Annotated in this window: 18 protein-coding genes; 15 read left to right on the forward strand and 3 right to left on the reverse strand. The window is 31.4% G+C overall.

Annotation, left to right across the window (positions count from 1 at the left end):
* Positions 1–18: 18 nt before the first annotated feature.
* A complete protein-coding gene (locus CVD28_RS02275; protein WP_101590737.1) occupies positions 19–645 on the reverse strand; it encodes an immunity protein Imm33 domain-containing protein in 627 nt (208 codons plus the stop codon).
* A 163-nt stretch (positions 646–808) separates the two neighbouring features.
* Between CVD28_RS02275 and CVD28_RS02280 the strand changes: the two genes are divergently transcribed.
* The 15 genes from CVD28_RS02280 (at position 809) to CVD28_RS02340 (ending at position 11,894) form a co-directional block, all read left to right on the forward strand.
* Entirely contained in the window at positions 809–1,435 is a 627-nt protein-coding gene (locus tag CVD28_RS02280; RefSeq protein WP_101590738.1) for a hypothetical protein, read from the forward strand.
* A gap of 148 nt (positions 1,436–1,583) precedes the next feature.
* Positions 1,584–2,090, forward strand: coding sequence for a hypothetical protein (locus CVD28_RS02285; protein ID WP_101590739.1), 507 nt, complete (start codon positions 1,584–1,586; stop codon positions 2,088–2,090).
* A 254-nt stretch (positions 2,091–2,344) separates the two neighbouring features.
* A complete protein-coding gene (locus CVD28_RS02290; RefSeq protein WP_101590740.1) occupies positions 2,345–3,004 on the forward strand; it encodes a nuclease-related domain-containing protein in 660 nt (219 codons plus the stop codon).
* A 147-nt stretch (positions 3,005–3,151) separates the two neighbouring features.
* Positions 3,152–4,429, forward strand: a complete 1,278-nt coding sequence (locus tag CVD28_RS02295; RefSeq protein WP_180953856.1) for a nuclease-related domain-containing protein — start codon at positions 3,152–3,154, stop codon at positions 4,427–4,429.
* A gap of 418 nt (positions 4,430–4,847) precedes the next feature.
* Positions 4,848–5,018: a plasmid mobilization protein gene (locus CVD28_RS27750; protein WP_180953858.1), complete on the forward strand. Its 171-nt coding sequence runs from the start codon at positions 4,848–4,850 to the stop codon at positions 5,016–5,018.
* Positions 5,019–5,129: 111 nt separating this feature from the next.
* Complete coding sequence (locus tag CVD28_RS28535) at positions 5,130–7,025, forward strand: zinc-ribbon domain-containing protein (RefSeq protein WP_101590742.1); 1,896 nt, start codon at positions 5,130–5,132, stop codon at positions 7,023–7,025.
* A gap of 164 nt (positions 7,026–7,189) precedes the next feature.
* Entirely contained in the window at positions 7,190–7,360 is a 171-nt protein-coding gene (locus CVD28_RS29150) for a hypothetical protein (protein WP_142384713.1), read from the forward strand.
* Between the two features lie 11 nt (positions 7,361–7,371).
* Positions 7,372–7,668, forward strand: a complete 297-nt coding sequence (locus tag CVD28_RS02305) for a hypothetical protein (protein ID WP_101590743.1) — start codon at positions 7,372–7,374, stop codon at positions 7,666–7,668.
* 135 nt (positions 7,669–7,803) lie between these two features.
* A complete protein-coding gene (locus CVD28_RS02310; protein WP_101590744.1) occupies positions 7,804–8,265 on the forward strand; it encodes a hypothetical protein in 462 nt (153 codons plus the stop codon).
* 150 nt (positions 8,266–8,415) lie between these two features.
* Positions 8,416–8,712 (forward strand): hypothetical protein, encoded by a 297-nt coding sequence (locus CVD28_RS02315; protein ID WP_101590745.1) that lies wholly within the window; start codon positions 8,416–8,418, stop codon positions 8,710–8,712.
* Positions 8,702–9,010, forward strand: a complete 309-nt coding sequence (locus CVD28_RS02320; protein WP_101590746.1) for a hypothetical protein — start codon at positions 8,702–8,704, stop codon at positions 9,008–9,010. Before CVD28_RS02315 ends, CVD28_RS02320 begins: the two co-directional genes overlap by 11 nt.
* Before the next feature lie 56 nt (positions 9,011–9,066).
* Positions 9,067–9,477, forward strand: a complete 411-nt coding sequence (locus CVD28_RS02325; protein WP_101590747.1) for a helix-turn-helix domain-containing protein — start codon at positions 9,067–9,069, stop codon at positions 9,475–9,477.
* A gap of 656 nt (positions 9,478–10,133) precedes the next feature.
* Positions 10,134–10,751 (forward strand): hypothetical protein, encoded by a 618-nt coding sequence (locus CVD28_RS02330; protein WP_101590748.1) that lies wholly within the window; start codon positions 10,134–10,136, stop codon positions 10,749–10,751.
* Between the two features lie 168 nt (positions 10,752–10,919).
* Positions 10,920–11,306, forward strand: a complete 387-nt coding sequence (locus CVD28_RS02335) for a GNAT family N-acetyltransferase (RefSeq protein WP_101590749.1) — start codon at positions 10,920–10,922, stop codon at positions 11,304–11,306.
* A gap of 111 nt (positions 11,307–11,417) precedes the next feature.
* Positions 11,418–11,894 (forward strand): hypothetical protein, encoded by a 477-nt coding sequence (locus CVD28_RS02340; protein ID WP_101590750.1) that lies wholly within the window; start codon positions 11,418–11,420, stop codon positions 11,892–11,894.
* A 103-nt stretch (positions 11,895–11,997) separates the two neighbouring features.
* On the opposite strand, the gene CVD28_RS02345 is transcribed toward CVD28_RS02340, so the two are convergent.
* Positions 11,998–12,474, reverse strand: coding sequence for a hypothetical protein (locus CVD28_RS02345; RefSeq protein WP_101590751.1), 477 nt, complete (start codon positions 12,472–12,474; stop codon positions 11,998–12,000).
* Between the two features lie 513 nt (positions 12,475–12,987).
* Entirely contained in the window at positions 12,988–13,290 is a 303-nt protein-coding gene (locus tag CVD28_RS02350) for a hypothetical protein (RefSeq protein WP_257985727.1), read from the reverse strand.
* Positions 13,291–13,329: the final 39 nt, after the last annotated feature.

Genomic DNA, 13,329 nt, shown 5'->3' on the forward strand with positions numbered 1-13,329 from the left:
CTTGGGTTCTTCTTTTGTTTACAATAACCGCTCATTTTTCGTATCTAATACTGTTATCTCCTTATTTTCAAGAACAACTAAACAGCCTGTCGGAAGAGAGAGGAATTTCATGAGTTCAGGTTTGGAATGAAGCAATTCATATACATAAATTTGTTTGAAATCATTCTCTGTTGTTGAGGAACTATCTGTGTCATCAAGCGTTCCTATGAACCAACCAGATTCACCCGATTGACGACCATCCATTCGTTCTAAACATAGGGAATCAGATTTCAAGGCATCCTTATGAACCAGAATGGTATCTTGAAAAGAAACAGATTCACCTTGAATTTTCGCTTTCTTTAAGACTTCATTTTGTTGAACCTGAACAAATAAAGAAAGAGAGAGGTCTTCAGTCGTTTCTTTAAAAGGATTTGATATATGGTCAGGGGATAAAACTGAAAATACACCATCATGAAGACATAGGATATAAAATGACCATCCCACTTGAATTTTGTAATTATCTTTTAAAATGTCATACGTTTTATGTTCTTTTTCAATTAAATCCAGCAAAAAGTTACCTTGTGTAGATAGATGTTCGAGACAGGTAAGTGATACCTTTTGTTTTCCAATTGGTTTGGAAAGTCGTACAGTTTGATTTTGAATCATAAAATACCTCCTTAAATTTTGATAATTTATTATAGATAAAGAGGTTTGGAAGAAATCATGATTATAGTAAGATGTCGCTCTTATAAAGCCTTATCATTCATGAATTTGAGCTTATAATATATAAATTTTAGAATGATGGTTCGAGAAAGGAGAGGAAGGCATATTGGCAAATCTTAGGGGTAATACAGATGATGAATTAGAAGATATTTATAGAGAAAAGAGTGGAAAACTTCGTGATGAAGCAGAACGTGAATTACGAGGAAGAGGCTATCATTATAATAATGGTGAATGGATGGATGACGAAGAATATGAAAAAAGTTTGGAAGAGGATTCGGATACTAACTGGTTTATCTTTAAAGCCATTTTAGTTATTGCAGGATTAGTGGCTTTCTTTGTAGCATTGAATTATGTTCATTTGGTATTTTACTTTGCTTATGAACACATGTTGCCAATCATTGTCGGTTTTGTTGCTTCTGCAGTATTAATGTACGTAGGAAAAGGAGCATCGAAATCTTTAAACTTTCTATTCTATATAGGGTTATTTGCGATTTCAACCAGCTTATTTCCATTGATTGTAGAGATGTTTGAAAATCAAGACTATATGGCTTTTTTCTATGAATCCGATTCATTAGAATTAGCAAAATACGGTTTCATTTATGTTCTATATGTTGCTTTAATTCCTTGGTTATTGCTGAAAATCATTACAGCAATTGTTCGTTCTTTGACAGAAAGAGAAGTAAAATCAAAAACAACTCAAAAGAAAGATTCACAAAATCCTCCTATTAAGTAATGGGAGGTTTTTTATTTGGATAAAAACAATATTCACACCAAGCTAATAAAACATCATAATATTTTTTGATTATAGTCAATTAAATATGGTATATTTAAAATGGAGATAACAGATTTTGAAAAATGAATTATAGAGAGGATACAGATATATGACAACCAAAAACAGCATTAGAAAACAAATGAAATTTTTAATATTATTAACCATTTATGACGATATTGACTATCAACAAACAGGGATTACAGCAAATAATTTACTTGTTAGTTTAGCAGATAATAAACAAAAATGGTTTCAAGTAGGTATGGTAAGCGAAAAGAAAGATTATCCCACAACACTAAAATTTGAACTATCTGGACTTGAAAAAAACCAGATTTTGAAGAAGAATTACGCAAAAAAATATGTTATGGGAAAGAATTTTGATGATGGATTTAGACAACTGGTATCAGAACTATCGGATTATCTGGAATTAGATATTGAGTTAGGAGAATGGCATTATCAAATTCAAGATTATAAAGAAGAAATCATTGAACAATTAAAAGATGGTTTAATGCCTTTCAGTATTCTATCTCAAAATGATACAAAGAAGATGAATCTATTAACGATTGAACAAGTAACACGATTAGCACAATTAAGTATTGAATTAGATTGTTATGAGTGAAATCGCTTTGATTAAACAATTTAGCCAATTTGTTGAATAATTTTTAAATAGGACTACCTGAATTAAGGTGGTTCTTTTGTTTGTTTTAAAACAAAAATTTATAGCAATCCATAGGTAGCCACCAAGACCAAAAGATTTTGTGGATGCTGATACGACATATAGTATGTCATCGCTCCTATAAAGCCTTATCATTCAAGGTTTTGGGCTTATAATATATAAATTTTTGAATGAATAAGGAAGGGGAGAAAAAATAATTGATATATTTAGTTTATGCAAGTTTGATTGTGGCATTATTGGTCTTATTTGCCCTTATAGGATTCTTCTTTATGAAGAGTATATACAACCAAAGTACGTATAAGAAAGAAACAAATCAGCCATTTTTAGACATGTTAAGCAGGACTGCAAGGATAAAAGGATGTTTTACAACAAATAAGCTGGATAAAATGCCTGGTACTCATAAAGTGTTAGTCAATGTGCATGTCCCAAACAAAAGTGGGGGTACAAGTTTAATTGATATTCTTTTTGTTCATGAAACAGGGATATATGTCATAAACATGATGAAAATTTATGGTTGGATTTCTGGAAATGAAAAAGAAAGTCAATGGACTAAAACCTTGAAACAAAACAAGAAAGAGCTTTTTGATAATCCGATAAAAGAAAATGAGGGAAGGATAGAGGAGTTAAAGAAGTTGCTCCCGACTGTTCCAGAGAATCAGTTTAAATCCATCATAAACTTTAGCGAAGAATGTCTGTTAATCAAGATTGAAACGTATTCAGAAAGAACCTTTGTCTGCAGAGAAGATAAGTTAAAAGGAATGATTAAAAAAGAAACCAACCAATCCTTTGCAGTCTTTACAAAAGAGCAAATTGATGAAATCTATAACACCTTGAAACCATATTGCAAGGTTTCCTAAGACCAGAGCTTCCTAAAAAAAGGGAGCTTTTTTGTTTGGTAGAAAACACGATTAATAGCTTGTCATCACGCCTGAAAAGCCTTATCATTCCTAAATTTGAGCTTATAATATATAAATTTTTGGATGAATAAGGAAGGAGATGAAGAAGTGATAGTAATTTTTGTTTTATTTATTCTTTTTATATGGGTATTAGGAGTGGCATCTCTTGTTCTCATATTAACAAAGAATAAGAACACTGCTGAAAACTTACCTATTAAAAGAACTGGAAATTCCTATTTTAAAGTAATTGGAGACAAAGGTTTATATGGTGAGTATTTAACGGTTAAAGAATTAGATAAAATTCCTGGTAATCATAAAACAATTGTTAATGCGTATATACCGAATGGAAAAGGAGGCACTACTGAAATAGACGTATTGTTTATTCATGAAACAGGAATATATGTGATAGAATCAAAAAATTATAGTGGATGGATATTTGGTCATGAGTCTGATAAGAACTGGACACAGACTTTCCCAAATGGTCATAAAGAATATTTTTATAACCCTATTAAACAAAATGAAGGTCATATGAAAGCATTAAAGAATTTGCTAACTTTTGTTCCTAACCGTTATTTCACATCATTTATTGTTTTTAGTGAACGATGTGAATTGAAAAATATAACTGTTAATACACCAGATATATTTGTATTAAAGAGATACGATTTGGTAAAAGTTATGAAGAAACAAATTTCAAAATCAAATAAATTACTAACAACAGAAGAAATCGAAACAATTTATTCGATTATTAAACCATATACCGAAGTAAACGAAGAAATAAAACAACTTCACATTAAAAATATTGAAAGAAATAAAAATGGAGAAGAGCCTTTACGTGTTGAGCATAAAGATAAAATTGAAAATAAAGGAGAGTTTAAAAAACAACACAAATCCAAACCTTCTACAACTAAGAAAAAGAAGAAAATAGAGAAATTAATTCTTAATGCAGTTGTTTTCCTAATTTTATTGGGTGGACTAAATGCTTTTGGCAATAGTTATCAAAATTCACTTGAAAGCAAAAGGGAAAAACAAGACATTATTGAAGAAGTACAAACAAATGTACAACAACCACAACAAGAAGTAGAGGTAAAGAAGGTAGAAACAAACCCATTAGCAATATCAAACCAAGAAATAAATGATAAAATTAAAGAATCACCAAATAGAAGAATAACAGAGAAAGAGGCGTTTCAACTTATTGATAATCAGTTAGCAAAACCATTTTATCAAGGATTTGAAATGCATCCACTTTCTTCAAGTTCCAAATTTGAAAACAAGACTGATAAGCGTTTCAGTTATTTCAAAAGCAACGGACCTAATGTACCGTCTGATAAACTCTCTGTACTAATCTCTTATGATGATATAGGGGTAATGGAAATACAATTTCAATAATATTAGAGGCTTCCTAAGTATAGGGAGCTTTTTAAGTTTTTATAGAAGATGATTAAAGCATCATTTTAAGAAAGAGTTCTTATTTGTTTTGTTAAAGTAGAAATAATGGAAGTAGTTGTCCTTATTGTTCTGGTAGAAAAAATAAAAATACAAAAAAGAGTAGAGGCACTGGAATACCTCTACTCTTTTTCTGTGTTCTGTTTATGTAATAAAAAAGGAAGTTAAGAACTATTGGTGGTAGTTCTTTTTATTATGACTACATCAGGAGTTATTTTAACTATACCATAAATAATATTTACTGTAAATAAAATTTTACAATTTCATATACACATTATATGTTTCTAATTACTTTCCAAATTATAGACTATACCCCTTGATTGTAAGATATAAAAACAATTCTAAAAGGGGGCATAGCAATTTGGAAAGAAAAGAATACAAGAAAGTTCATCGAATTAACATTAGAGTTAGTAAAGATGAATATGAACAAATTAAAAGACAAGCTAAAGAAAATAGAATGAATATGACTGATTATCTTCTGATGTTGGTTAGCCATGATGAAGGTGTGAATCACTTTAGGTCTAAAAAATAAGTATATTATAGGGTAAATCTGTACAAGACACCCTTTATTTAAATATTCCTTATATATACCGCTTTTGTTGACTATAAGAAATAAAAATCTTATAAAACGGAGGCGGTATTTTTGCATGAAGTAAAGTTAGAAGATAGTTTGGCATATAAAAGACCTGATTTGGTTAAAGAGTGGGATTTCGATAAAAATGGAGATTTAACACCACTTAATGTTACCTATGGTAGTGGAAAAAAAGCATGGTGGGTTTGCGAAAAAGGGCATGAGTGGAAAGCTCAAATTAATAGCAGATTTCAAAAAAGTGGTTGTCCTCATTGTTTAAAAAAAAGAGCTACAAATGAAACGTCATTAGCAAAAAACTATCCAGAATTAGCAAAAGAGTGGCATCCCACTAAAAACAGCTATAAACCAGAAGATTATAGATGTAGAAGTCATCAAAAGGTCTGGTGGAAATGCAAACATGGACACGAATGGGAAGCAAGAATCTATTCGAGAGTAGATGGTAGAAATTGTCCTATCTGTAATTTAGGAAAGCAGACATCATTTCCAGAACAAGTAATATACTTTTATTTGAAACAGTATTTCCCTGATGCTATTAATAGATATAAAGATAAAGAACACCCATATGAGTTAGACATTTTTATCCCTTCACTAAAGTTAGGTATAGAATATGATGGCGATGCTTATCACAAGGATTTAACAAAAGACATTACAAAAAATCTATACTTCAAAGAAAAAATGATTGATTTAGTAAGAATTAGAGAAAAAAAATGTCCTATTCTAACAGACAATAATTCTGTTATATATATTTTACCTGACAAAAAAGAAACAACTTTAATTGAGGCTCTAAAGTATATATTTTGTTTTATTAATAAAAAATATAATCCTTCATTGGATTTATGTGTTAATAAAATTTTATTTGATATATCTAATGACAGAGTTCAAATTTATGAACAATTAGACAGAGGTAAATATGAAAATTCAATTGAAGTAATTAATCCAGAATTAATAAAAGAATGGCATCCTACCAAGAATGGAAGTATAAAACCTTCAGGGATAAGTCCATATAGCAATAAAATTCTATGGTGGAAATGTGAAAAAGGACATGAATGGCAATCATTAGTTGGGAATAGAACACAAGGTAATGGTTGTCCTTATTGTGCTGGACAAAAGGTTTGTGACGATAATTGTTTGGAAACATTAAAACCAGAATTAGCAAAAGAATGGCATCCCACTAAAAATGAAAAGCTAACAACCAAGCAAGTGACTTGCGGAACTAATAAAAAAGTATGGTGGTTATGTGAAAAAGGACATGAATGGAAAGCAAGCGTATATACACGTTCTAAAAATATAGGTTGCCCTCAGTGTTCTGGCAGGGATGCCTCACCAGAAAATAATTTATTGTCTAAAAATCCTTTATTGGCTTCTCAATGGCATCCCACTAAAAATAAAAACGCCCCTGATAAATATACAAAATCAAGTGGAAAAAAGGTATGGTGGTTATGTGAGAAAGGGCATGAGTGGGAAGCAAGTATTGATAACAGAAGAGGTGGAAGAGGTTGTCCTTATTGTTCTGGAAAAAGAGTTAATATAGAAAATTGCTTGGCAACATTAAAACCAGAATTGGCAAAAGAATGGCATCCCACTAAAAATGGAGATATTACACCATATAAGGTAACAAGCGGAAGTAATAAAAAAGTATGGTGGTTAGGAAAATGTGGTCATGAATGGGATGCTTTCATTGGAAATAGAGTAAAAGGTAGAGGTTGTCCTTATTGTTCTGGAAATAAAGTTAATGCAGAAAATTGTTTAGCAACAATAAGACCCGAATTGATAGAAGAATGGCATCCCACTAAAAATGGAGATATTACACCATATAAGGTAACAAGCGGAACTAATAGAAAAGTATGGTGGTTATGCTCTAATGGTCATGAATGGGAAACTGGTATTGTTCATAGGAAAAATGGTAGTGCTTGTCCTATTTGTGTCAGGAAAAAAACTAAAGATTAATCTACTTTTTAAACACATGATAATTTATCATGTGTTTTCTTTTTGCTTATCATATAGAAATTTATAGTGAAAGAGAGGAACAACATTGTCTATAAACAATCTATGTGATATGTCAAAAGAGGAATTAATGGAGTTAGTAATAAAACAACAAACAATATATCTACATGCTGTATTTTAAACAAGAGCCTTATAAGGTTTATATAGGTAAAACACAGGCGTATAACAGCAGAATCACGAATCATAAGAAGCGTTTACGTCAAAGTAAACAAACGAACCAGGAGCTTCAGGAGTTATTCAATATTTATGGAGAAGAAAACTTAGTAGGGAAGTTATAGAGAAAGTTAATATGGATGACGAAGAAATCCTTAAATATGAGAAACAAATCATCGAATCCTATAAGGATAATTATACGATTCTGAACCGAATTCATAATGATACATTTCAAGGTGGCCAACCAAAGGATTTTGTGGATGCTGATAAGTTTGCTGAAATTTATCCATTGTGGAAAACCAAACAAATAAAAGCCACTAAAGCGATTGAGATTTTAGGAATCAGCACTGGAATGTTTTATCGCAGAGTTCGTGAAATTGAAAATCTGGATTCAAAGACTAAAATCAAGAGAGATTATAGAAAGAAGGGGTAGCTCTTTTGTTTATATTATAATGGTTCATTTATGGTGAAAACGAATCTTTTCGGAATATATAGGTGTGAAATTTAGGGGTAAGCTGGTATAATCCAGATATATCCCTAAAATACATAAAAAGTTGGTGTTTGGCTCATGAATGATTCTTATAAAGAAATCCTTAAAGAATTACATCGTACACGTAAATTTATTCAACCAGATTCACCAAAACTTGATTCAGACCTTCAGCAAATCTTATCAGTGCTTGATACACATGAATTTTTTCTTCATTGCAATCTAAACCCTGCAGTCAGCTACAACGAAGCAGTTTTTAAAGCATGTCGTAAGGCTTCTATGTATGTGATTTATTCCATTAGCCATAAACTCCGTATGGGTAAATTTAAGCTCCAAGACATTCAAATTTGTGACGGATTTGTTGGGAATACGCCTCATACATGGTTGCTGTTTAAAAACGAACTCTATTTAGACCTGACATTAGCTCAATTTACCCATTTACCAATACCTGAAATCGCTATTCTTCCAGTTGATTTATCACAAGACCTTTATCAAGTAAATCATACATTTTCATGGCAAGAATGGGTTCAATTAGAGTCTTAAGCTATGTAGCTCTTAGACCAATAAATCCACATAATCACCTACTTTTTGTAGAAATATCCTTTAATTCATGCTATAATATTGACTAAAGTCAATGAATTTTGAACAATTTCATTGATATTTCGATTATTATTGCATAAGGAGGATATTATAGTGGCTCTTACGAATAAAGATAAAAACTTTCTAATTAAATCTATGGCTCAATCAAAAAAGGTGTTGAAAATCTTCGGCAAAGGGATTCCTGAAAAGGATATTGCCTTCTTGCAGTCTATTGAACCAGCTATCAAGAGTGATACGCTAAATGAAGACCAAATCAAATTTCTTGTCAAAAACATGAACAGTGTGTACCTTACAACTAAGTCTAAATATGTGAAAAGGGAATTGATTCCTAACCTCGAAAGTCTATTAGTGACGGAGAAAGAATCGGAGGAAACCCCTGTTGAAGAGTGATTTTTTAACCCAAAAGTTAGCTTTTGACCTATCTCAACTGCTACCAGGTAGAGCAGTCAATTTAGTATCTTCACCACACATGCCTGGTGAATCACCACGCAAACATACAGCGATTATTAAGGATATATCCCCTTTTTCTGTTACCTTGATTATGGTTCATCTTGGCGATTATGAGAAAGATAATTTAACTGGTAAAGTGGAAGAAAAAACATATCCTGTTGAAGCGTTTGAAGGTATTGGTTGCTATAAGCTGGAACGCCTTTTTGCTAAAGACGAAATAAATGACCAGCAAGAATAAGAAGGATTACTCCTTCTTGTTTTACATAAGAGAAAAATGAATATAGGTGATAAATCATGCTTAAAGTTGTTAAATTAAGAGAAACGAAGCCTGAAATAACCCATAATCAATTCAAAGAACAGTTAAAGAAACAACGGATGCTTCAACATATGAAACAAGAAGAATTAGCCGAACGTGCAGGATTAACCCGAAGAGAAATTTCTGAATATGAGCTTGGAAAAGAGATTCCTGATGTGCTAAATCTAAAGAAATTAGCGATTGCTCTTCGTGTGTCAATGGATTATTTATGGGGAGAATCAAATGTTGGAACTGAACAAGAACCTATTATGATTCATTTAGAAGACATTGTATCAGGTGACTCCCCTTATGGATTGCAATTGGATGGTTTTATGATTACACCTAAAGAATTGCAAGAAGCCATAGATTATATAGCTTTTAAACGATTTCGCAAACCACATAGACAGTAAAAAGACCCTCTCTTTCCCTGATTGGGTCTCTTTAATTTTATTTCAAATTGTCGAAAATCGTCTTTTTCGGAATAAATGCGAACATATGTTCTTGTTCATGTGTACTGATTTTTTATTTTCTTATTCTTCTTGCAATGCTATACATTATGACGGTTCTTTTAATTACCTAATCTCTCTCCTTTTTTCTCTCCTTTTTTCTCTCCTTTTTCTTTAAAATACCTTCTTTTTTTGCGAAAAAGTGCATACCCTCCTCCCTTCACCTCTATACTATAAACAATAAAAAAGAGGTCAAACATCCTCAACCCCCCTTCTATTGTTGGTAAATTTATCTATGAGTAATATAAAAATAGATAAAAACAAGGAGGTGTAACTTATCTTGAATCGTAGAAAATTTAAATTAGTTCGTGAAGCTGTTACTCGTTGCTCTGGTTGTGGAAGAATGACAGATGCTTATGGTAGCAGTTGTGAATATTGTGGTGAACGTGATTTTTAAAAATGGGATTTCCTTTTGGGAATCCTTTTTTTATTCCCTCTTCTTCTCTTTTTTATATCAAATCATGTTTTCATCTCTATTTATTGTCAAAAACGAAAGAAAATCGTACTATGAGTGAAAGAATGGTATTAAATAAAGAACTTTCATTAAAGGAGATGGGAATGTGGAGACTTTATCTTTTATAGAAAATGATATTTGGATTTTATTTAATCCTGATGATAGTCGTTATCTAATCAGATTGGAAGACCATAAATCATTGGCTTGTACCTTAAAGATTTCAGTTCAGAAAAAAAGAGATGATGAATGGAAACCTTTAGGCACATATTATCATTCATGGTCAAATGAAGAAAAATTTAATCATCATACCTATCATGTGTTTGTAAAAAAATTCTTAGAAAGTGAAGAATTTAGAGCCAACTTGGAGCAAAACGGTGAAAAATGGGCTGGAACAATTCCCTATCGCAATGAAAAAGGCGTTAGTCTAAAATGTGCAGATAAAATCCAAGAATTAAACAATAAGAAAACCTATAAATTTAAGGATTTTGCTGAACTTAAAACATATGGATTCGATAAGTATTCACGAATGAATCTGGAAACCCTTATAGAAATCCTCCCTGAATCCTCATTTAAAGCCATTCAAGAGGCGTTTCCCGATGATAAAGAAATCCTGTTACGAACGCTAAGATGGAACGCTCGTGGTCTACGAACAGATTTAGCCATTCGGAAGGTCAAAACAGATATAGAGATTGCAATAAACGCTAATCAAGTCCCTCTCTCCTAACATTATGGACAAGTCCTTTTAATTGAAGATAATCTGTTTTTCCTCCCTTCTTTATATTCTTATTGAATAGGAATGAATGAGAATACCTTCTATTCAATTGTTTATAATAAATTAGTTTTAAAAATTAGGTTATCTTCTTTGAGATAAGTTTTGAAAGGAACAATATATATGAAATTAATTGATAAAAACAGTGAATTTGGTGAGATGATTACTATTTTTGAGGAAGATGCTGGTCAAAGTCTTTATTTATCCAAGCTGGATATGCAACGATTGTTTTTAAAGGGTTGTAACGAAGAAGATGAAAATGAACTTCTCCTCCGCTTGAATACTTATTTAAAACAATTAGTCGTAGCCAGAATCAACTTTATCCATCAAAGGCAAGGATTTGGGGAGCGTTTATTAGATTTACTGATGAAGTATGGAAAGGAACAAGGTTATAAGCGAATTATGTTTGAATGTGTATTATCAGAACCTCTAAAGAAGTTTCTAACCAAACATGGTTTTCGTTTAGCCTCTTCTGAACCATTTGAAATGAATTGGATAAAAGAAATGTAATATGTATGCCTTACAATCTATTTTAATTGTAAGGTTTTACTTTTGTGCTATTTTTTAATCTTGAATATATCAATAAAGCCATTACAATATTTATAAGGAGGGAAAGTGAAGATGTCTCGGTCTACCTTTCATAAAGAACTTGAACAAAAGGACACGATATTAAATCTCTACTATAGAGAAAAAGAATCTATGAGTAAGATATCGAAAAAATTAAATATATATACTAAACATATCAAAAAAATATTAATGGAATATGGTCAAGGATTGCGTTCCAAACAAGAACAAGGCAAAATTAATTATCAAAATTTTAGTGAAGATAGTATAAAACGAATTCGTCATGGAGCGGTAACAAACCGATATACGGAAGAATACGGTAAAAAACTATCTATAACCCAAACAGGTAAATCGAATAATCAATCCAAACTAACAGAACAAGACGTAATAAATATTCGGAAAGAATACGAAGAAGCTCTTTCTGTAGGAAAACAAAAGGTTTCTACACAAGAGATATTAGCTGAAAAATATCATGTCAAAAGACCAACTATTAGTGATATTGTTCGTGGGGCAACATGGAAACATTTATTATAATGTCTCCTTCCCTTTTTCACGAAGAGATTCAAATTTGATTGTAAAAGTGAATTTTTTGTTTCTGTTTCATTCAAGTATTTCATTTTTGATACATGGTTAAATTTTAAAAGAAATAATCCTTGTATTCTTCTTCTTTTTTAATTTTTTCCGCCATTAAAAGGAAAAGAGAATCAAATTTTTTCCTTAGAGCCTGTTCTTCCTTAAGTACATGTTCAAAGAATAAATTAGAACGACAGTTCACAACGCCATCTCTTCCTACCCACACGTCAAGAAAAGCAACCATTGCTTCTTTTGGTGAACCATTTACTTTAATATACCCGTTACTCCAAATTGAAGAGTTTTTTGATAGGGTTATGTTAATCAATTCCATTACATAGTCAGCATACCTTTGGAGTGTATAATCTAACACTTTTTCATACTCGCCAGTAGTATCTATTTTAATTTTTACTTCATCACCAGAAAAGTCAAGGGTTATTCGGCACAAGTCTCTACTTTTTCCACTTGCTTCTATTTCCATCAATACTTGAATTCGTTCTTTTAGGTTATCCCTTGGTTCGTTCATTACATATCGGTTTTTCATTTTTCTCCGCTCTCCTCTTTGATTCGTATGATTTATCTCTTACTAATTCAAGTTATGTCCATTTTATCTTTTATTAATACTCTTTAAATCCTTTTATCAGGAATATCCTCTGGATTGATAATTTAAATTTTATTAACCTTTTTATTAAAACACCTTGGAAATTTGGGATAAATACTCCCCTCCACCCTTTTAAAAGGTTGAACGGACTCAAACCTCCCTTCTATTGTCAGTAAATTGAGGTATCTATACAATAAAGATAAACAGAAATAAGGAGGTGTAATTTATCTTGAAACGTAAAAAATTTAAATTAGTTCGTGAGGCAGTTACTTCTTGTTCTGCTTGTGGAAGAATGACTGATGCATATGGAAGTCGATGCGAATATTGCGGTGAAAGTGATTTTTAATCAACAGGATTTCCTTTGGGGAATCCTTTTTTATACCCCTTTTCTCCACCCTCTTTTTTCACAAAAAAGAACAGAGGTTTATACTATCCCTCTGCTCTACTTGTTAAAAATTAATTATTAATCAAATCCTCTATTAACAATGGTTCATCTTTCCATTGAATGAACTCATATTTCCCTAATTCTGTATGTGTTGTTCTTCTTTGTTCTTCCAAAGATATAGGTGTTTGTGTTTCAATCCAGTGGTCATATCCCCCTCTACTTCTTCCAAAAGGAATGTAATTGACTTCTTTATCTCTGTGAGGTTTATTCACAAAGACACTAATTGAACCAATTTCATTTCTCACCAAATATCTAAAACCTTTTAATCTTAAATAACTTAATTCAATTCTTTCAGCATACGTTAATTCAATCATTGTTATCACCTTTCGCCATGTAAAATATAGTTTCATTTA

The sequence above is a fragment of the Bacillus sp. M6-12 genome, from assembly GCF_002860285.1.
Taxonomy (GTDB): Bacteria; Bacillota; Bacilli; order Bacillales; family DSM-1321; genus Peribacillus.